The organism is Kribbella sp. NBC_01505 (assembly GCF_045040285.1).
GTDB lineage: Bacteria > Actinomycetota > Actinomycetes > Propionibacteriales > Kribbellaceae > Kribbella.
This window is the reverse complement of sequence record NZ_CP109425.1, coordinates 3,385,117-3,403,884: the sequence shown is the minus strand read 5'-3', so window position 1 is coordinate 3,403,884 and position 18,768 is coordinate 3,385,117. Positions and strand designations below refer to the sequence as shown.

Below are 18,768 nucleotides of genomic sequence, written 5' to 3'. Positions count from 1 at the left end.
GATTCATGAGGATCGGGATCGCCGGGATGGCCATCGAGTCCAGCACGTTCTCGCCGCATCGCGCCGGCGCGGACGACTTCGACGTACGGCGGGGTGAGGCCCTGCTGCAGCGGTATGACTTCCTCGCCAATGAATGGGCCGAGGGTGTCGAGTGGGTGCCGTTGGTTCATGCGCGGTCGTTGCCAGGTGGCGCTGTGGTGGCCGAGTTCTACGACGAGCTGTCCGCGGAGATCATCGAGCGGATCGGTACGGCGGGTCACCTGGACGGACTGTTCTTCGACATCCACGGCGCGATGAGTGTGGTGGGGCGCGAGGACGCCGAGGCGGATCTGGCCACCCGGGTCCGGGCCGCGCTCGGCCCTGACGTGATGGTCTCCACCTCGATGGACCTGCACGGCAATGTCTCGCGCGAGTTGGGTGCGGCGGTGGATCTGATCACCTGCTACCGGATGGCTCCGCACGAGGATGCGATGGAGAGCCGGGAGCGTACGGCGCGCAACCTCGTCGAGCGACTGCAGTCCGGGCTGGGGAAGCCGAAGAAGGCTTGGATCCAGGTGCCGGTCCTCCTGCCAGGGGAGAAGACGTCGACCCGGATCGAGCCGGCGGCCTCCATCTACAAGCGAGTGGGCGAGATCGCGGACGAGCCCGGCGTACTGGATGCGGCCGTCTGGGTCGGATACGCGTGGGCCGACGAGCCGCGGTGCCAGGCGGCCGTGGTCGTGATGGGTGATGACGAGGCGCTGATCACCGAGCGGGCGACCGAGTTGGCCAAGGCCTACTGGGATGCGCGGGCCGACTTCGAGTTCGTCGCGCCGACCGGGACGCTGCACGAGTGTGTCGATGCCGCCCTGCAGAGTACGGCGCGGCCCTTCCTGATCAGCGATTCCGGGGACAACCCGACCGCCGGCGGCGCGGGTGACGTGTCCTGGACGCTGCGCGAGCTGCTCATGATCGAGGACCTGATCAGCGGCAAGGCGACTGCGATCCACGCCAGCATCGCCGACCCCGACGCGGTCGCAGCGGCAGTCGCCGCAGGTGTCGGCAACCCGATCAGCGTCGCCGTCGGCGGCAAGGTCGATTCCGGCCCCGCCGGTCCGGTCGAGGTGACCGGCACTGTCTTCTCACTGTCCGAAGACCCGGTCGGCGGGACGGTCGCGGTGATCCGGGTCGGCGGTCTGCACTCGATCCTGACCTCACGCCGTAAGCCGTACCACCACCTCGCGGACTTCACCCTGCTCGGCCTCGACCCGGCCGGGACCGATCTGGTGATCGTGAAGATCGGCTACCTCGAGCCGGAGCTCTACAACCTCGCCGCCGACTGGCTGCTCGCCCTCACTCCGGGCGGCGTCGACCAGGACCTGCTGCGACTCGGGCACCACGGCGTCGTCCGCCCGCTGTTCCCGTTCGACCCCGAGATGGCCGACCCGGAGCTGAAGCCCGAACTGATCTAGAGCTTGCGGAGGGTGTGCAGGGCCTCGATCGAGTGGTCGATGAGATCGTCGGACGTCATCGGACGGGCGTCCTCGGGGAAGCCGGACCACTCGATCGCCAGGTCCTCGGTGTAGCTGAGCCAGGCGTGGACCTGCAGATACTCCAACGAGGACCGGTTGTCGGCCACCTCGGGCGTCCCGAGGAAGGTCAGGACCCGGCGGCAGAGGCCGATCCGGGTGTCGTCGTACACCTCGACGGCGTAGTCGTCACCGCCGGCGGCACCACGGACGAACGAGATGTACGCCGTCCGGCGCCGGCTGATGAACGCGAACAGCTGCACGAGCATCTCGCGGAGCGCCTCGTCCGGCGGTAGATCCTCGTCCGGCTTGGTCACCCGGAGCAGCCGCCGACCGGCCGCGGAGATGACCGCGACGTAGTAGTCGCGCTTGCTCGGGAAGTAGTGGAAGAGGAGACTGCGAGAGATCCCGGCCTGGCCGGCGATCGCGTCGATGGAGAGCTCGTGGATCGGTTGATCGCGCAACATCATCAAGCCGATCTTGACGAGCTGCTTCTTCCGATCCTCCGCGGTCAACCTGTTGTCCACGCTGTTGAGCATTGCTCAAAAGGGCGCTACGGTCAAGATTACCTGGCGGTACCCCGCCGGTTTCGGAAGGAGTGCTGTCACATGGGGTTCGAACCGTCCGCCCGTGCGCAGGACCTGATCGGGCGGGTCGAGGAGTTCATCCGGACCGAGATCGACCCGGTCGAGGCGGAGATCCACGCCGCGACCCGGGCCGCCGCCGATCCGTGGCAGCCGCAGCCGGTCTTCAAACAGCTGCAGGCCAAGGCCCGTGCCCAGGGTCTGTGGAATCTGTTCCTGCCCCCGGCCGAGCCGGGCAACGAGCAGTACGGCGAAGGTCTGCCGAACCTGGACTACGCCCCGATCGCCGAGCTCACCGGCCGGTCGTTCATCGCGCCGTACATCTTCAACTGCAACGCGCCCGACACCGGCAACATGGAAGTGCTGCTGCGCTACGGCAACGACGAGCAGAAGAAGCAGTGGCTGCAGCCCTTGCTGGACGGCACGATCCGCTCCGCGTTCTGTATGACGGAGCCGGGTGTCGCGTCGTCGGACGCGACCAACATGGCCGCGACCGCGATCGTCGAGGGTGACGAGGTCGTCCTCAACGGACGCAAGTGGTGGAGCACCGGTGTCGGCAACCCCGAGTGCGAGCTGCTGATCTTCATGGGTCTCACCGACCCGGACGCGCATCGCTACAGCCGGCACACGATGGTGCTGGTGCCGCGGAACCACCCCGGCGTGAAGGTCGAGCGGTTGCTGCCGGCAATGGGTCGGTACGACGAACCTTTCGGCCACGGCGAGGTGTCGTTCACCGACGTCCGGTTGCCGGCCAGCAACATCCTGGTCGGACCGGGTCGTGCGGTCGAGATCGCGCAGGGCCGCTTGGGCCCGGGCCGGGTCCACCACTGCATGCGGCTGATCGGCCTGGCGGAGAAGGCGCTCGAGCTCGCGCTGCACCGCGGGACCGGCCGGCACGCGTTCGGGAAGCCGCTGGTCAACCTCGGCGGTAACCGGGAGCGGATCGCCGATGCCCGGATCGCGATCAACCAAAGCCGGTTGCTGGTCCTGCAGACGGCGTACCTGCTCGACACGGTCGGGCTCGCGGGTGCGCTGAGCGAGGTCAGTCAGATCAAGGTCGCCGTACCGCGGATGGCGCAGGACGTCATCGACATGGCGATGCAGCTGCACGGTGGTGGCGGTCTCTCCGACGACACCCCGCTCGCGGCCATGTGGACGAGTGCCCGCGCGCTGCGACTGGCTGACGGTCCGGATGAGGTGCACCGCGGTGTGGTCGCTCGCATCGAGTTGGCCGGCTACCTGGCCGCCCGCAAGGAAGAAGAGGTCAAGGAAGAAGAGGTCCGCGCATGAGTCGTGTTCTCGTCACCGGTGGAGCCAGCGGCCTCGGCGCCGCCCTGGTCGCCCAGTTCGTTGCCAAGGGCCACCAAGTGCTCCGCACCGACATCGGTACGACGTATGCCGGCGACGACGGTCCCTACCTGCGACTCGACGTACGGAACCCGGCCGACTGGGATGCCGCGGTCGCCTGGTGCGAGGAGCACTGGGGCGGACTCGACATCCTCGTCAATAACGCGGGCATCGCGACCGGCGGCCGGATCGATGTCGAGACGCTGGAGGAGTGGGACCGCGTCATCGACATCAACCTGATGGGTGTGGTCCGCGGTTGCCGTGCGTTCACGCCGGTCTTCAAGCGCCAGCACGCCGGCTACATCGTCAACACGGCCTCGGCGGCCGGGCTCATGCACCCGCCGATGATGAGCTCGTACAACACGGTCAAGGCCGGGGTCGTCGCGCTCTCCGAGACGCTCTCGCACGAGCTGCAGCCGTTCGGCATCACCACGTCGGTCATCTGCCCGTCGTTCTTCCAGACCAACCTGGCCGAGTCGTTCCAGGGTGCGGACAGCACGATGAGCACGGCCGGCCGGCGGCTGATCGAGAACTCGCCCCGGACGGCCGACGACATCGCGACGGTCGTGCTGGCCGGGATCGCGAAGCGGCGCTTCCTGATCATCCCGGACCGCCCCGCGCGGCTCGGCTACCTGGTCAAGCGATGGGCCCGCCCGCTCTACAACCGCCAGATGCAGAAGGTCGCCGCCAAGGCACACCAGCGTGCCGAGAAGGCCCAGCAGGCGCATGGGTGACGGTGCTCGCGCCGTTCGCGACGAAGACGCGTTCGACGTCGCGGCGGTGGACACCTGGTTGCGGCAGCACACCGAGCTGCCGGCCGGCGAGCCGACGGTCAAGCAGTTCTCCGGCGGTGCCTCCAACCTGACCTACCTGTTGAGCTACCCCGGGCACGACCTGATCCTGCGCCGCCCACCGGCCGGGACGAAGGCGAAGAGCGCGCACGACATGGGCCGCGAGTACCGGATCCAGGCAGCGCTCAAACCGGTCTTCCCGTATGTCCCGACAATGGTTGCCCACTGCACCGACGACGCGGTGATCGGCTCGGAGTTCTACGTGATGGAGCGGGTCGCGGGCACCATCCCGCGCCGCTCCGCGCTCGGCGTCGACCTCACCCCCGAGCAGACCGGCCAACTCTGCCGCACGCTGATCGACCGGCTGGTGGACCTGCACGAGGTCGAGCCGGCAGCCGCCGGTCTCGCCGACCTTGGACGTGGTGAGGGGTATGTCGGTCGCCAGGTCAGCGGCTGGTCGGACCGGTACCGCAAGGCGAAGACGTGGAACGTGCCGAGCTACGAGAAGGTGATGGCCTGGCTCGCGGCCAACCAGCCGGCCGACGTCCGCATCTGCGTGATCCACAACGACTTCCGGCTGGACAACGTCGTACTGGCTCCGGACGATCCGCAGCGGGTGGCCGGGATCCTGGACTGGGAGCTGGCCACGCTCGGTGATCCGTTGATGGATCTCGGCGGCGCGCTCGCGTACTGGGTGCAGGCCGACGACGACTGGGCGTTCCGCCGGTTCCGGCTGCAACCCTCGGACGCGCCGGGGATGCTGTCCCGCGACGAGGTCGTTGCCTACTACACCGAGCGCTCCGGGCTGAAGCCGGAGAACTGGGCGTTCTACGAGGTGTTCGGGCTGTTCCGGCTGGCGGTGATCGCGCAGCAGATCTACTACCGCTACCACCACAAGCAGACCCGGAACCCGCGCTTCAAGAACTTCTGGCTCCCGGTGAACCTGCTCGAGCGTCGCTGCCGACGGATCATCCGGCAGGCCTGACGTGGGCGTCATCTACCTGGTCCGGCACGCGCAGGCGTCGTTCGGGTCGCGCGACTACGACAAGCTGTCGAATCTCGGCGAGAAGCAGGCGCTTGCCCTCGGCAACACCCTGAAGGTCCGCGGGATCCAGCCGGACCTGGTGATGTCCGGTTCGATGCACCGGCACGCGAAGACCGCGACTTTGGCCGGGTTCGCGCCCGAGGCCGATCACGGGTACGACGAGTTCGATCACGACCAGGTGATCGTCGCGCACAAACCGGCGTACAAGGTCCGGGCCTTTCTGATGGCTGACCTGGCACGGACCGGGAACCCGAAGCGCGCGTTCCAGGACATGTTCACCGCCGCGACCGACCGCTGGATCAGCGGTGCCGACGGCTACACCGAGACCTTCCAGGCGTTCTGCGACCGCTCGGAGGACGCAGTACGGCGTACTGCCGCGCGACTGGGCAAGGGCGAGACCGCGCTGGTGTTCACCTCGGGCGGTCCGATCGCGGCCGTGGTCAGCCGGCTGCTGTCCGGCGGCGACGGGCTGTGGGCCAAGCTGAACCCGGTCACGATCAACACCGCGATCACGAAGGTCGTGTCGGGTCGCAGCGGACTGACTGTGGTGAGCTACAACGAGCACGGCCACCTCGACCAGCAGGAGCTCACGTACCGATGAGACGGAACATCTTGATCACCGGCGCGAGCGCCGGTCTCGGCGAGGAGATGGCGCGCCAGTTCGCCGCCAAGGGGTACAACCTCGCGCTCACCGCCCGCCGCGAGGACCGGCTCGCCGCGCTCCGCGAGGAGTTCCTCGGCCGGTCGCCGGGGATCACGGTCACGATCCACAAGCTTGACGTCACCGTCGACGAGCAGGTGTTCAGCGTCTTCCGCGAGGCCGACCAGGCGCACGGGCAGCTCGACCGGATCATCGTGAACGCCGGGATCGGCAAGGGCGCGCCCGTCGGCACCGGCCGCCCCGACGCGAACCGCGAGACCCTGATGACGAACTTCATCGCAGCGTTCACGCAGGCCGAGGCCGCGATGGAGCTGTTCCGGGCGCGGAACGCCGGTCACCTCGTCTTCATCGCCTCCGCCGCCGCGCTCCGCGGTCTGCCCAAGACCATCACCGCGTACGCCGCCGCGAAGGCCGGTGTCTCCTCGCTGGCCGAGGGGCTGCGGATGGAGATGCTGAACAAGCCGATCACGATCAGCACGATCTACCCCGGCTACATCCGGACCGCGATGAACGAGCACGTGAAGAACACGCCGATGATCGTCGACACCGTTCCCGGGGTTCAGTCGATGGTGGCGGCGATCGAGGCGGAGAAGGCGAAGGCCTACGTCCCGAGCTGGCCGTGGGGACCGGCCGCCCGCTTCATGAAGGTCGTGCCGTTGCCCATCTTGAAGAGGATGATCTGATGCGCTGGGGCCTGACTGTTCCGCTGACCGGGGTGCCGCTGCGGGACCACAAGCCGTTGATCACCGAGCTCGCGGCGCTTGGGTACACGGATCTGTGGTCGGCCGAGGTGGCCGGTGCGGATGCGTTCACGCCGCTGGTGCTGGCGTCCGAGTGGGATGACCAGCTGCGGCTGGGGACGGCCGTCGTACCGGTGCACACGCGCGGGCCGGCTGCGCTCGCGATGAGCGCGGCGGCGTTGGCCGATCTCGCGCCGGGGCGGTTTGTGCTCGGGATCGGGGCCTCATCGGAGACCATCGTGACCGGGTGGAACGGCATCGCCTACGACCCGCCGTACGCGCGGACCCGCGACGTACTGCGGTTCCTGCGGCAGGCGTTCGCGGGGGAGAAGGTCGACGGGACGTTCGACAGCTTCACGATCAGCCGGTTCCGCCTGGAGAAGGCGCCCGACGTGGCGCCGTCGCTGATGCTTGCCGCGCTGCGGCCGCAGATGCTGAAGCTGGCCGCCCGTGAGGCCGACGGCGCGATCACCAACTGGCTGTCGGCGGAGGACGTGAAGCAGGTGCGGGCCGAGCTCGGTCCGGAGAAGGAGCTGGCCGCGCGGATCTTCGTCTGCGTCACCGAGGACGCCGAGATGGCGCGCAACATGGGCCGCTTCCTGATCGCCACCTACCTGACGGTCCCCGGGTACGCCGCCTTCCATGACTGGCTCGGTCGCGGGCCTGCGATGAACCCGATGCGCGAGGCGTGGGCCGCGGGTGACCGCAACGCCGCGATGGCCGCCGTACCGGTCGAGGTGCTCGACTCGCTGATCGTCCACGGCACGGCCGAGCAGTGCCGGGACCACATCAACCGCTACGTGGCGAACGGCCTCGACACCCCGATCATCGCCACGCTCCCCACCGGCACCAGCCTGATCGAAACAGCCCGCGCCCTGGCTCCTTAGTGCACCACGAACGACTTCACACACGGCCGAGTAGCAACCTCGATCACCATGATCCCGCTGGCAGCGGACCCCTTCATCGTGCCGCTCAGTGAAAACACCTCGATCGGTCCTGCGCTACTGACCGGCGTCTTACTCACGGTCAGTGCGGCCGGTCGCCGAACGAAGGTCTTGAGCTGCGACGGGATTGCTTGCTTGACGTCCGCGCAGCCGAGCGCCGTAGCACCGGCGGCATCGTTGGCGTTCAACCGCGAGACGAACTGCGCGGCGACCTGACCCGAGCCGGTCGGGGCCGGAGGCAACGGAGTGACCGGGACCGGCTTCACGGGGACGGTCTTGATCGTGATGCTCGGCTTGGGTTTCACCGAGGCGGTGAGCTTCGGCGGCGGAGCGACCGAGGTGATCGGGGCCGGCGGATGATCGTCGGCCGTCGGCTTGAGGTCCGAGACCACCTTCGTGGCGATCCACACGCCCGTCCCGAGGACGGCGACCAGGAGGATCACCATCAGGGCGATGAACAACCCGGCCCGGCTCTTGCGGGGCGGGCGGCCGTAGTCGGGCGCGGCGATCCCGCCCGGCGGTTGGTAGCTCACAGGCGGTGCTCCTTGAGCCACGTGGTGGCCCGCCGATTGAAGGTCCAGATCATGATCACGTCGTCGTACTTCTCCCCGGTCTCCGGATCGACGGCGTCGGGCCGCGCCGTCCGGAAGAATACGAACGACTTCCCGCCGATTTGATACACCGGCCGGTCGGTCCCGTCGTCCCGCTCCCAAACCGTCACAAACGGCATCCCCCGCGCCACCTCATGCACATCCCCCACCCGCGCCCGCCGGTCCCGTCCACCCATACGCCGATCGTAAGACGCTCCAACGACAGGACGTATACGTCTACGCAGACCCGTCCGCACGCCTGAGCCCGCCCGCTCACCACCCCGATCCGACGGACACCTCCTGTCGTTAGGACGCTCACTGCCTATAGCGTCCGCCGCATGCTGCCTGCCGCGCGACCATTGGGCCCGGACGCCGAGGGACAGTGGGTACGGCGGTGGCTGTCGCCGGAGTGGGACCGCGTGGTCGACGACTGGGTCGGGGAGCAGCTCGCTGCGCGGATCGTCGGGGAACCGGTCACCTACCGAGCGCGCCTGTGGTCCGTGACCCGCTGCTATCCGACCACCGACGGGCTCGTGTGGTTCAAGGAGAACAATCCCGGGCATCGGTTCGAGGCCGGTCTGGTCGCCGAGCTGGCGCGGCTCGCGCCGGATGACGTGATCGTGCCGCTCGCGGTGGACCGGGAGCGCGGCTGGCTGTTGGCCGCCGACCACGGTCCAACGCTCACCCACGCCGACGTGGCCGACCAAGCAACGCGGTGCAAGGTGGTCCGCGCGTTGGCCCGCCTGCAGACCGCCGTACTCGGCCAACTAGAGCCGCACCCCGGCATGGTCACCCTCGCACCCACCGCGGCAGGCGACCGAGTGCGTGCGATCGCCCGCGAATGGGCCGCGCTGCCACCAAATCATCCGCTCCGACTCGACCCCGGCGAACTACACCAGGCCGAGGCGGCAGCCGACGTACTGGATCAGGACCTGGCCCAGCTCAGCACCAGCGTTCCGCTCGACCTCGAGCTCAACGACGTCTACGCCGCGAACATCTTTGCCACTGGCCCACGCTTCTTCGACTTCGGCAACGCGATCTGGGGACACCCGTTCGTGTCCCTGCACAGCTTCCTCACCTCGGTCGTCGAATGGACGCGCTGGCCGCTACCCCGCAAAGACCGCGAGGAGCTGTACGACGTCTACCTCGCCGAATGGGGTGATCTGTACGCCGACCTCGTGGCGACCGAGGCCCTCGAACGCGTGCATCGACTCGTCTCCTGGGTGCGACTGATCCCGTACGCCGATTCGATCGAGCTCCGGACTCGGGCCGAGATCCCGCTGAAGTACCTGCGCGAGTTCAGCGCTGGCTCACCGGCAGCCAGAGTGTGAAGACCGAGCCCTCACCGAGCTTGCTGGTCACAGTGATCCGCCCGTTGTGGGCCTCGGCCAAGTGCTTGGTGATCGCCAGCCCCAAACCGCTACCACCGGTCGACCGACTACGGGACTGCTCAGCGCGATAGAAGCGATCGAACAGATGCGGCAGGTGCTGTTCAGCGATGCCAGCGCCGTTGTCAGTGACGGTCAAGGTGTAGCCGTCGTCGACCCGGCGCACGCCGACCACGACCGTGCCGCCGGTCGGCGTGAAGCGGATCGCGTTCGAGACCAGGTTGCCGAGCGCCTGCCGCATCCGCGCGCTGTCGACCGAGGCGACCGCCTCCGGCGGAACGTTTGCCGTCAGCGCCACCCCAGCGGTCTCGGCGGCCGGCCGATGCGCGAGCACGACCTGCTGCGCGAGCTCACTCAGGTCTCTCGGCGCCGGGTGCAGTCTGAGCATGCCGGCGTCAGCCAGGGCGAGGTCCTGCAGGTCGGCGACCAGGTGTTCGAGCAGGCTGGTCTCCTCCAGCAGCGACGTGACCAGCTCACCGTCGAGCGGTACGACGCCGTCCTCCGACGCGACCAGGTAGCCCTTGATGTTGGCCAAGGGGGTTCGGAGTTCATGGGCGACATCACTCACCATCGCCTTCCGCTGGAAATCGGCCCGCTGGATCGACTCGGCCATCGCGTTGAAGGCGTGCCCGAGCCGCGAAACCTCGTCCTTACCGGTCACCGGAACCCGGGCCGCATGGTCCCCGTTCCGCATCCGCTGCGCCGCCCCGGTCAGCGCCACGATCGGCCGGACCAGTCGCCGCCCGGTCAGCAGCATCACCAGCGCCGCGATCAGCATCACGCCGAGCGCGGTCGCCGCCGTACGGAGCATGCCCTCGCCCGAGAACACGTTGAACGCGCCCTTCGACCCCAGGTAGAGCTTCGCCGTCGGCGCCACGTACGGCGCGATCGCCTGCGACTGCGCATCCGCCACGCAGCGGTAGAACTTGCCGTCCGCGTCCTCGTAGCCGTCCAGGGAAGTCACCGCGCGCAGACCGTCCTGGGTCACGACGCGAGACGGGATCCCGGCGGTGGCCAGGCATTCGCGCGCCCGCCGTACCTGGTCGTCGTTGACCAGCTTCGCCTTGGCACTCGGCGCGTTCAGCTCGGGCGGGAGGCACTCGCTCAAGGCCATGTCGTAGTCCGAGGCGACCGGCCCGGTCGCCTGCACGCTCACGCCGTCCGTCGCCGAACCGGACTCGAAGGCGATCAGCGACCGGCCCTCGGTGACCGAGATCGAGGCCGACTGCCCCTTCGCCTGGAGGCAGCTGTTCGCGGCCGCGGCGAGCGCCTTGCGCTCCTCCTTCTCGGCCGCGGTGAGCCCCCACTGGGCGTCGAAGTACGGGAACGACATCGCTCGGGTGACCGTTGCCATCGGCGCCGGAGTGGCGACCGCCCGGGCCGCTGCGAACGTCCCGGACACGCCGGAGAAGAGCAGCCCGCCGCTGCCCTGCTGCCGGGCGTCGATGGTTGCCGCCGGCACCGAAGGGAGCTCGGGCGCGGCTCCGAGCATCCGGGCCGAGTCCGCGATCACCGTCCCGTCGGGCTCGGTCAGCGCGATCCGGCGCCCGAGCTCGTCGGCGAGTCGACGGACCTCTTTGTCGACACCGGACCAGCCGGAGTGGTTGAGCGCATAGGTGCTGAGCTCGGCGTACACCTGACCGTCGCTCTGCAACTGGCCGATGTTGGCGTCGATCTCGCCCTGGAGCTTCTCCTTGGTGCTGTACGTCGCGATCACGGCGGTCGCGACGACCGCCCCGAGAGCGACCGCGAGGGACAGACCCAGGAACCGGATCAGCAGGCTACGACGCATCGGAAACCACCTTGTCAGCCAGTTTGTACCCGACGCCGTACACGGTCTTCAGGTACGCCGGACCACCGCCAGGCGGCTCGATCTTCTTCCGCAGGTTCATCACGTGGACGTCGATCGTCCGGTCGAACACGTAGTGGTCGAAGCCGAACGCGTGCTCCAGCAACTGCTGCCGGGAGAACGCCCGCCCGGGCGACGCCGCCAGACAGGCCAGGATCTTGAACTCGGCCGGTGTCACCTCCACCAGCTCACCGGTCAGCCGCACCTCGTGCCGGCTCGGGTCGATCTCCAGCGCGCCCACCCGGTACACCTCGCCCTCACCGCGGCTCCGCGTCCGGCGCAGTACCGTCCGGACCCGGGCCACCAGCTCACGCGGGTTGTACGGCTTGGTCAGATAGTCGTCGGCCCCGAGATCCAGCCCGAGCAGCAGATCGTCCTCGGTGGACCGCGCGGTCAGCATGATGATCGGTACGTCGCCATCGGCCCGGAGCACGCGGCAAACGTCGAGACCGTCGACCTTCGGCATCATCACGTCGAGCACGAGCAGGTCGGGGCTGCGGCGGCGGGCCTCGTCGATCGCGGCCCGGCCGTCGTGCACGACGACGGTCAGATGCCCCTCCCGCTCGAGGTAGCGCCGGATCAGCTCCGCCTGCTTGACATCGTCTTCGGCGATCAGAATCCGGGCAGGCATGTCCCCTAATGTCCGGCAACATCATGAGAATCCGATGAAGAACGACTGAGAGCATCGGGTGCATATCGGTCCTTCACAGGTTCTTCACAGCCCGGACGGCACGCTCCACTGCCATGAGAACCTCACGGACCGCACTTGCCGCCCTGGCCGTTCTGGCGCTGGCAGCCTGCGGGAACAACCAGGACAAGACGCCGGTCGCCGGCGACAGCAAGAGCGACAAGAGCCCGCTGGCCGAGTACATGGGCGACGGGTTCATCAGCTCCGGCAACGGTGGCATGGTGTCCACCCGGGCGGTCGGCGCGAACCAGAAGCCGACCGAGGAGGACCTGGCCAAGCAGCGCAAGGTCGAGGACTCGACCGTCAACTGCATGAAGACCGCCGGCTTCGAGTACGTCGCCGTACCGCCGGAGCAGAAGACCAAGAGCAAGTTCGCCGAGGCGTTCAACCTGCCGCCGGACAAGTTCGCCGAGCAGTACGGCTACGGGATCAGCACGATCGACTGGTCGAAGGCCGGTGCCGAGGACGACGCGAACGACCCGAACAAGAAGATCCGCAACGCGCTGTCCAAGTCCGCGCAGAAGTCGTACGACGAGGCCCTGAACGGCAAGGGCGCCGGCAACGGGATGGCGGTCGCGATCCCGCTGGACGGAACCGGCAAGCCGGAGGACGTCGGCTGCCGCGGCAAGGCCTTCAGCGAGGTGTACGGCGACCCGTCCAAGCATCAGGACGACTTCAAGAAGTACGACGCGCTGTTCAAGGACCTGGAGGCCCTGAACAAGCGGGTCAACAACGACCAGCGGGTCGTCGACGCGACCAAGGGCTGGTCCGACTGCCTGGCCGACGCCGGCCACTCCGGCTTCAAGAAGATCGAGGACGCCCGCGGGTCGATCCAGAAGAAGCTGGACACGCTGACCGGAAACAAGGGCGCCGACGCGGGTGCGCCGGCCGGCGGCGGCGCGAACGTCACGATCGGCGGACCGCCGTCGTTCGACAAGGTCGACGCGGCCAAGCTGGGTGAGCTGCGCAAGTCCGAGACCGAGCTCGCGGTGGCCGACCAGAAGTGCAAGGCCAAGGCCTTCGACAGCCAGTTCAAGACGGTGCAGTACGAGCTGGAGAAGGAGTTCGTGACCCAGCACAAGGCCGAGCTCGAGGCGTACCGCGACGGAATGGCGAACCGGTGACCGCAGGGCCCAAGTCGCGGCGGCAGATCCTGGTCGGGGTGGCCGCCCTCGCGGCGACCTCGCTCGGGGTCGGCGTCGTCGCCGGCGCCCGGATCACCTCGCCGGAGGACGCGGCCGCGAAGACGGCCCCGCCGAAGGCGTCCCAGATCACGGTGCCGGTGGAGAAGAAGGCGCTGGCCAGCAAGGTGGTCGGTCGTGGTGACGCGTCGTTCGACGGCGCGGTGAACGTCCGGGTCGAGACCAGCGGCCTGACCACCCCGGCGATCGTGACCGGGAAGGTCCCGGCGGTCGGTTCGACGATCGCCGAGGGCAAGGCCCTGCTGGAGATCACCGGCCGGCCCGTGATCGCGCTCGCCGGCGTCCTGCCGATGTACCGGGCGCTCTCGCCGGGCAGCAAGGGGCCCGACGTCCTGCAGCTGGAGAAGACGCTGGACCGGCTCGGCTTCGACCCCGGCAGCGTCGACGGCAAATACGACACCGGTACGGCGCGCGCCGTACGGGAACTGTACGAGAAGGCCGGGTACGACGCGCCTGAGGCGGATCAGCAGCTGAAGGACGCTGTGGATGCGGCCAAGAAGAACACGGACGCGGCGAAAAAGGCCCTCCGACAGGCTCAGTCTCAGCTCGCCCAGGCGCAGAAGGCGCACGCCCCGGATCTCACGGTCCAGAAGGGCGCGGTCACGGACGCCAAGGAGAGCCTGGCGGACGCCCGCGAGGCGCAGGCGGACGCCGAGCTGAAGGCCGCGACGCCGTTGCCGGTCTCGGAGATCGTCTACGTGAAGTCGCTGCCGCGCCGGGTCGACAAGGTCAACGTCGAGCGTGGCGGTACCGCGAGCGGCACGGTGATGTCCGCGAGTGGCGCGGCCCTGGTCGTCACGGTCAAGGTCGACGCCTCGGATGCCGAGAACCTCAAGGTCGGAATGGTGGCCGACCTGACGCTCGGCGACGGGTCGACGGTCAAGGCGAAGGTCAAGCGGCTGACCCGCAAGGGCGAGTCGTTCGACGTCGTCGTCGGACCGGACACGCTCAACGCCAAGCAGCTCGAGCAGCTCCGGGACGCGAACGTGAAGGTGACGATCCCGGTGAAGAGCACGAACGGCAAGGTGCTCACGGTCCCGGTCGCCGCGCTCTCGGCCGGATCGGACGGCGGTTCGCGGGTCGAGATCGTCCGCAACGGCAAGACCGAGCTCGTCCCAGTCAAGGTCGGGCTGACGGCCGACGGGTACGCCGCGGTCACGCCGACCGGCGACGCCAAACTCGACGAGAGCGACCAAGTGGTGGTCGGAACATGAGCACCGCGCTCGAGATGTCGCCGGTCGCGGTCGCCCTGCCGGCACCGGTCGTGGAGATGATCGGTGTCCGGCGGGTGTTCCCCGGGCCGCCCGAGGTGGAGGCGATCCGCGAGGTCGACCTGACGATCCGGCAGGGCGAGTACCTGTCGATCGTCGGGCCGTCCGGCTCCGGCAAGTCCACGCTGTTGCACCTGCTCGGGCTGCTGGACAACCCGAGCAGCGGTGTCTACCGCCTCGACGGGGTGGACACGATGAGCCTGAAGGAACGGCGTCGCGCCGTACTGCGGGGTGAGCGGATCGGGTTCGTCTTCCAGTCGTTCCACCTGCTCGCCCATCGCACCGTGCTCGAGAACGTGGCGCTCTCGATGGTGTACGTCGGTGTGCCGCGACGCGAGCGGATGGCGCGGGCGCGGGTCGCGCTGGAACGCGTCGGCCTCTCGCACCGGATGGACTTCGGCCCGACCACGCTGTCCGGTGGTGAACGCCAGCGCGTGGCGATCGCCCGCGCCCTGGTCGCCGAACCGAGCCTCCTGCTCGCCGACGAACCCACCGGCAACCTGGACAGCGCGAACGCCGAGGCCATCCTCGAGCTCTTCGACGAACTCCACGCCGGCGGGATGACGCTCGCCGTCATCACCCACGACGACCACGTCAGCGAACGAGCCCAACGCCGAGTCCGCATCGTCGACGGGACCCTCCAATGGTGAACCCGCACAAGGCTCGGCGGTCCCGGCCGGCGGTGCGCGACGTCCTGGACGAGGCATTGGCCGGGGTGGCTGCTCGGCCGACGCGATTGATTCTGACCACGCTCGGAACTGTCCTAGGTGTTGCGGCGCTCGTGGGCACCGTAGGGCTTGGCCAGACGGCGGCCGGGCAGATCAGTGAGAAGTTCGATCTGGCACAGGCGACCCGGGTGGTTGTTGAGCCGGAGGACAAGAACGGGCAGGAAGGCGAAGCGGCGGCCGAGCTGCCGTGGGACGCGCCGGCCCGGCTCGGCAAGCTGAATGGCGTCGACGCGGTCGGCACCGTGAGCACGCTCGACGTCGGCGACGACCTGGTCCGCAGTGTGGCCGGGCTGAACGGTGGCGAGGGCAAGGCGCTGACCGTGATGTCCGGTTCGGCGGGCCTGTTCGACGCGATCCGCGCCGTCCTGAAGACCGGCCGGTTCTTCGACGCCGGTCACGACCAGCGCGGTGACAAGGTCGTTGTCCTCGGCAAGCATGCGGCCGAGCGGCTCGGCATCAACCGGGTGGACTCGGCACCGGCCGTGTTCATCGGCGACCAGGCGTACACCGTGATCGGCATCCTCGAGTCGGTCGCCGGTCGCGCCGAGCTCAACGACGCGGTGATCATGCCGAACGGAACGGCCAAAGCGGCGTACGACCTGAAGTCGCCGGACGCCGTCGAGATCCGGACCGCGGTCGGCGCGGCGCAGCTGATCGCCGGTCAGGCGCCGAAGGCGCTCCAGCCGAACGACCCGAGCACGCTCAAGGTCGACTCGCCGCCGAAGCAGGGCGCGGTGCGCAAGGGCGTCGAGGGCGACCTGAACGCGCTGTTCCTGCTGCTCGGCGCGGTCGCGCTGCTGGTCGGCGGCCTCGGCATCGCCAACGTCACGCTGCTCTCGGTCCTCGAACGGATCGGCGAGATAGGCCTCCGCCGGGCCCTGGGCGCCGCGCGACGACACATTGCCGCGCAGTTCCTGGTCGAGAGTGTGATCGTGGGGCTGCTCGGTGGACTACTCGGTACGGCGGTCGGCGTGCTGCTCACCGTCGGGGTCTCGTTCGCGAACGACTGGACGCCGATCCTGGACAACAAGCTCGCGTTCGGGTCACCCCTGCTGGGCGCGGTCATCGGCCTGATCGCCGGGACCTACCCCGCCTGGAAGGCCTCGGCCATCCAGCCGATCACCGCGCTGCGCGGCGCGTGAGTAGAGCACCGCGGTGACCGCGAAACCGACCACGATGAAGGCCAGGACCGGATAGGACTTCCCGGTGTCGGGCAGGATCGCCGCACCGAGCGCGGCCGCGGAGACCTGCCCGACGTTGAAGATCATGTCGTAGAGCGCGAAGACCCGGCCGCGGAAGACATCGTCGACACCCGTCTGCACGAGGGTGTCGACGCTGATCTTCACGCCCTGCGCGCAGAACCCGGTCAGGAACCCGCCGACGATCAGCGCCGGCTGCGTGAAGAGCCCGAGCGGTACGGCGGTCACCACCGCCGCGGCCGCGAACAGCAGCGTGATCCACCGCCGCAGCGACATCACCCGCGTGGCCCAAGGCGTCACCAGCGCGGCCACGAAGATGCCGGCCCCGACCATCCCGGTCGCGATCGCCAGCGCACCGAAGGCCTCGTCGAGGTGATCCGGACCGTAGAAGTAGTTCCGGTAGAGCAGGATCATCGCGACCGTGATCAGCCCGAAGAAGAACCGCAGCGAGCCGATCGCCACCAGCCCGAGCGCGGCCTGCCGCCGTTCCCGCAGATGCCGGCCGCCGTCCAGCAGCCCCTTCGCGATCGTCCGGACCGCCTCTCGGACACCGGGCTCGTCACCCTGGAGATCCGGTCCGAGCTGGTCCCTTCGGAGCCTGAGGGCCAGTAGCGCGGCACCGACGTACACGAGCACTGTCAGTCCGAGTACGGCGAGATCCGAGTCGACGAGCAGTTTCACCCCGGCCCCGACTCCACCGCCGATCAGGAAGGACGCCGTACCGGAGGTGGGTGTGACCGCGTTCGCCATCACCAGCTCGTCGCGCTCGACCACGTGCGGCAGCCCGGCCGACAGCCCGGACAGCAAGAACCGGTTCACGCCGAGCGTCAGCAACACCCCGAGGTAGAACGGCACCCCCGCGTTGCCCGCCGCAACGACCGCTCCGACCACGCAGACCAGCGCGGCCCTCGTGAGGTTCGCCCCGAACAGGATCTGCCGCCGCGACCACCGATCCAGCAGCACCCCGGTGAACGGCCCCAGCACGGAGTAGGGGAGGAGAGCCACCGCGAACAGTCCCGCGATCGCTGCCGCATCCGGCGCCCGCTCCGGCGAGAACAGCACGTACGACGCCAGCGCGACCTGGAACACCCCGTCGCCGAACTGCGACGTCAGCCGCACCGCGAACAGCCGCCGGAAATCCCGCCGCCGCAACAACGTCCCGAGATCCCGGATGAACCGCACCCTGGAACTCTAGGCCCCCAGATAGTCCGCCAGAACCGCCGGATGCCCCAGCATCGGGAAATGCGCCCCCGGCATCTCGTCCGGCGCCACCCCCAGCCGCTCCAACGTCACCCTGCGTAGGAACTCCGCCGGGAACAAGCGGTCGTCCCGCGCGATCACCACGCGAGTCGGTACGTCGGGCCACCTGTCGAACGCGCACGGATCATCCATCGGGCCCTTCGACTGCTCCCGCAGGTGTGCCCGCGCATCCGCCGCCAGCTCGGCCGGCAGGTCGTGGAAGAACACATCCCCGTCCGCCGACTCCAGCCCGGTGTTTCCCCACCACTCGCTGATCCGCTCGTCTGGCTCCGGCACCATCGCCGCCACCAGCACCAACTCCCGCACGGGCAACCGCTCACACACCAGCACCCCGGTGAACCCAGCCATCGAATGCGCAACCACGGTGACCGGATCACCTGCCGGTACGGCGTTCACCACCGTGTCGACGTACTGGGCGAGCCCGGCCGTGGGGTCGTCGGACGGCAGATCCGGTGCGATCACCTCGTGACCGCGGCGGGTGAGCTCGGCTGTCAGCGGGCGCCAGTGCCAAGACGACGCAGTGGCACCGTGGATCAGAACGAAACGCATGTCACCCAGCCTATTTGAGGATCAGCCGTGCAGGGTGGGTCGGTAGCTGAGTTCTTGGGTGTGGCCGTCGAGGGTGCGGGTCTCGATCAGGTCCAGGTCGAAGTCGCCCGCGTCCTGGAAGATCGGGCCCAACCCGCTCTGACCGGTGATCACGGGAAACAGCGTCACCTGGACGCGGTCGACCAGGCCGGCAGCCAGGAGCGCCCGGTTCAGCGTCAGGCTGCCGTGCGAGCGCAGCGGAACTTTCGACTCCTCCTTGAGCCGGGCGATGGCATCGATGGGGTCGCCGCTCAGGACATTCGCATCAGGCCAGTCGAGCGGGCTCTGCAGGGTGTTCGAGACCACCGTCGTCGGCAGGTTCCACATCCGGGTGACCCACGCGTCCCGCACCTCGGATCCCTCCGAGCTCGATGGGCGCCTTGGT

At 68.7% G+C, this 18,768-nt stretch carries 20 protein-coding genes; 12 read left to right on the top strand and 8 right to left on the bottom strand.

The features are described 5' to 3' along the window. Positions 1-5 precede the first annotated feature (5 nt). Positions 6-1,451: a M81 family metallopeptidase gene (locus tag OG474_RS16030; RefSeq protein WP_405063091.1), complete on the top strand. Its 1,446-nt coding sequence runs from the start codon at positions 6-8 to the stop codon at positions 1,449-1,451. Here the strand turns inward: OG474_RS16030 and OG474_RS16025 are convergent. After that, positions 1,448-2,035, bottom strand: coding sequence for a TetR/AcrR family transcriptional regulator (locus tag OG474_RS16025; protein WP_405063090.1), 588 nt, complete (start codon positions 2,033-2,035; stop codon positions 1,448-1,450). The genes OG474_RS16030 and OG474_RS16025 overlap by 4 nt on opposite strands. An 81-nt stretch (positions 2,036-2,116) precedes the next feature. Between OG474_RS16025 and OG474_RS16020 the strand changes: the two genes are divergently transcribed. The 6 genes from OG474_RS16020 to OG474_RS15995 are packed head-to-tail and all read left to right on the top strand — an operon-like array spanning position 2,117 to position 7,563. Further along, entirely contained in the window at positions 2,117-3,382 is a 1,266-nt protein-coding gene (locus tag OG474_RS16020) for an acyl-CoA dehydrogenase family protein (protein ID WP_405063089.1), read from the top strand. Then, entirely contained in the window at positions 3,379-4,173 is a 795-nt protein-coding gene (locus tag OG474_RS16015; RefSeq protein WP_405063088.1) for an SDR family NAD(P)-dependent oxidoreductase, read from the top strand. Before OG474_RS16020 ends, OG474_RS16015 begins: the two co-directional genes overlap by 4 nt. Beyond that, a complete protein-coding gene (locus OG474_RS16010) occupies positions 4,166-5,215 on the top strand; it encodes a phosphotransferase family protein (protein WP_405063087.1) in 1,050 nt (349 codons plus the stop codon). The genes OG474_RS16015 and OG474_RS16010 overlap by 8 nt, the downstream gene beginning before the upstream one ends. Position 5,216: 1 nt before the next feature. Further along, a complete protein-coding gene (locus OG474_RS16005) occupies positions 5,217-5,876 on the top strand; it encodes a histidine phosphatase family protein (protein ID WP_405063086.1) in 660 nt (219 codons plus the stop codon). Continuing rightward, positions 5,873-6,619, top strand: a complete 747-nt coding sequence (locus OG474_RS16000; RefSeq protein ID WP_405063085.1) for an SDR family oxidoreductase — start codon at positions 5,873-5,875, stop codon at positions 6,617-6,619. Before OG474_RS16005 ends, OG474_RS16000 begins: the two co-directional genes overlap by 4 nt. Then, positions 6,619-7,563 (top strand): LLM class F420-dependent oxidoreductase, encoded by a 945-nt coding sequence (locus tag OG474_RS15995; protein WP_405063084.1) that lies wholly within the window; start codon positions 6,619-6,621, stop codon positions 7,561-7,563. The genes OG474_RS16000 and OG474_RS15995 overlap by 1 nt, the downstream gene beginning before the upstream one ends. Here OG474_RS15995 and OG474_RS15990 read toward each other — a convergent pair. Together OG474_RS15990 and OG474_RS15985 are read right to left on the bottom strand one after the other, a co-directional pair. Beyond that, positions 7,560-8,153 carry a hypothetical protein gene (locus OG474_RS15990; protein WP_405063083.1) on the bottom strand — a complete coding sequence of 198 codons (594 nt, stop codon included), beginning with the start codon at positions 8,151-8,153 and terminating at the stop codon, positions 7,560-7,562. The two genes, OG474_RS15995 and OG474_RS15990, sit on opposite strands and share 4 nt — an antisense overlap. After that, positions 8,150-8,407: a hypothetical protein gene (locus tag OG474_RS15985; RefSeq protein WP_405063082.1), complete on the bottom strand. Its 258-nt coding sequence runs from the start codon at positions 8,405-8,407 to the stop codon at positions 8,150-8,152. Before OG474_RS15985 ends, OG474_RS15990 begins: the two co-directional genes overlap by 4 nt. A 141-nt stretch (positions 8,408-8,548) precedes the next feature. Between OG474_RS15985 and OG474_RS15980 the strand changes: the two genes are divergently transcribed. Then, entirely contained in the window at positions 8,549-9,541 is a 993-nt protein-coding gene (locus OG474_RS15980; protein WP_405063081.1) for a hypothetical protein, read from the top strand. On the opposite strand, the gene OG474_RS15975 is transcribed toward OG474_RS15980, so the two are convergent. Further along, positions 9,510-11,390 carry a sensor histidine kinase gene (locus OG474_RS15975; protein WP_405063080.1) on the bottom strand — a complete coding sequence of 627 codons (1,881 nt, stop codon included), beginning with the start codon at positions 11,388-11,390 and terminating at the stop codon, positions 9,510-9,512. The genes OG474_RS15980 and OG474_RS15975 overlap by 32 nt on opposite strands. Further along, on the bottom strand, positions 11,380-12,078 hold the full coding sequence (locus OG474_RS15970; protein WP_405063079.1) for a response regulator transcription factor: 699 nt from the start codon (positions 12,076-12,078) through the stop codon (positions 11,380-11,382). The genes OG474_RS15975 and OG474_RS15970 overlap by 11 nt, the downstream gene beginning before the upstream one ends. A 113-nt stretch (positions 12,079-12,191) precedes the next feature. On the opposite strand from OG474_RS15970, the gene OG474_RS15965 reads away from it, so the two are divergent. The 4 genes from OG474_RS15965 to OG474_RS15950 are packed head-to-tail and all read left to right on the top strand — an operon-like array spanning position 12,192 to position 16,478. Further along, positions 12,192-13,259 carry a hypothetical protein gene (locus OG474_RS15965; RefSeq protein WP_405063078.1) on the top strand — a complete coding sequence of 356 codons (1,068 nt, stop codon included), beginning with the start codon at positions 12,192-12,194 and terminating at the stop codon, positions 13,257-13,259. After that, entirely contained in the window at positions 13,256-14,551 is a 1,296-nt protein-coding gene (locus OG474_RS15960) for a peptidoglycan-binding protein (RefSeq protein WP_405063077.1), read from the top strand. The genes OG474_RS15965 and OG474_RS15960 overlap by 4 nt, the downstream gene beginning before the upstream one ends. A 14-nt stretch (positions 14,552-14,565) precedes the next feature. Next, complete coding sequence (locus tag OG474_RS15955; protein WP_405064581.1) at positions 14,566-15,258, top strand: ABC transporter ATP-binding protein; 693 nt, start codon at positions 14,566-14,568, stop codon at positions 15,256-15,258. Then, complete coding sequence (locus OG474_RS15950; protein ID WP_405063076.1) at positions 15,252-16,478, top strand: ABC transporter permease; 1,227 nt, start codon at positions 15,252-15,254, stop codon at positions 16,476-16,478. The genes OG474_RS15955 and OG474_RS15950 overlap by 7 nt, the downstream gene beginning before the upstream one ends. Here the strand turns inward: OG474_RS15950 and OG474_RS15945 are convergent. Genes OG474_RS15945 through OG474_RS15935 form a run of 3 tightly spaced genes read right to left on the bottom strand, consistent with a single transcriptional unit; the run spans position 16,380 to position 18,734 of the window. Then, positions 16,380-17,717 carry an MFS transporter gene (locus tag OG474_RS15945; RefSeq protein WP_405063075.1) on the bottom strand — a complete coding sequence of 446 codons (1,338 nt, stop codon included), beginning with the start codon at positions 17,715-17,717 and terminating at the stop codon, positions 16,380-16,382. The genes OG474_RS15950 and OG474_RS15945 overlap by 99 nt on opposite strands. Positions 17,718-17,726: 9 nt before the next feature. Next, on the bottom strand, positions 17,727-18,344 hold the full coding sequence (locus OG474_RS15940) for an alpha/beta fold hydrolase (RefSeq protein ID WP_405063074.1): 618 nt from the start codon (positions 18,342-18,344) through the stop codon (positions 17,727-17,729). A gap of 21 nt (positions 18,345-18,365) precedes the next feature. Beyond that, positions 18,366-18,734: a dihydrofolate reductase family protein gene (locus OG474_RS15935; RefSeq protein WP_405063073.1), complete on the bottom strand. Its 369-nt coding sequence runs from the start codon at positions 18,732-18,734 to the stop codon at positions 18,366-18,368. Between the last annotated feature and the right edge of the window lie 34 nt (positions 18,735-18,768).

Coding starts and splice junctions, on each gene's coding strand:
- OG474_RS16030 (WP_405063091.1), top strand. CDS start 6: ATGAGGATCGGGATCGCCGGGATGGCCATCGAGTCCAGCACGTTCTCG.
- OG474_RS16020 (WP_405063089.1), top strand. CDS start 2,117: ATGGGGTTCGAACCGTCCGCCCGTGCGCAGGACCTGATCGGGCGGGTC.
- OG474_RS16015 (WP_405063088.1), top strand. CDS start 3,379: ATGAGTCGTGTTCTCGTCACCGGTGGAGCCAGCGGCCTCGGCGCCGCC.
- OG474_RS16010 (WP_405063087.1), top strand. CDS start 4,166: ATGGGTGACGGTGCTCGCGCCGTTCGCGACGAAGACGCGTTCGACGTC.
- OG474_RS16000 (WP_405063085.1), top strand. CDS start 5,873: ATGAGACGGAACATCTTGATCACCGGCGCGAGCGCCGGTCTCGGCGAG.
- OG474_RS15995 (WP_405063084.1), top strand. CDS start 6,619: ATGCGCTGGGGCCTGACTGTTCCGCTGACCGGGGTGCCGCTGCGGGAC.
- OG474_RS15985 (WP_405063082.1), bottom strand. CDS start 8,407: ATGGGTGGACGGGACCGGCGGGCGCGGGTGGGGGATGTGCATGAGGTG.
- OG474_RS15980 (WP_405063081.1), top strand. CDS start 8,549: ATGCTGCCTGCCGCGCGACCATTGGGCCCGGACGCCGAGGGACAGTGG.
- OG474_RS15975 (WP_405063080.1), bottom strand. CDS start 11,390: ATGCGTCGTAGCCTGCTGATCCGGTTCCTGGGTCTGTCCCTCGCGGTC.
- OG474_RS15970 (WP_405063079.1), bottom strand. CDS start 12,078: ATGCCTGCCCGGATTCTGATCGCCGAAGACGATGTCAAGCAGGCGGAG.
- OG474_RS15965 (WP_405063078.1), top strand. CDS start 12,192: ATGAGAACCTCACGGACCGCACTTGCCGCCCTGGCCGTTCTGGCGCTG.
- OG474_RS15955 (WP_405064581.1), top strand. CDS start 14,566: ATGTCGCCGGTCGCGGTCGCCCTGCCGGCACCGGTCGTGGAGATGATC.
- OG474_RS15950 (WP_405063076.1), top strand. CDS start 15,252: ATGGTGAACCCGCACAAGGCTCGGCGGTCCCGGCCGGCGGTGCGCGAC.
- OG474_RS15940 (WP_405063074.1), bottom strand. CDS start 18,344: ATGCGTTTCGTTCTGATCCACGGTGCCACTGCGTCGTCTTGGCACTGG.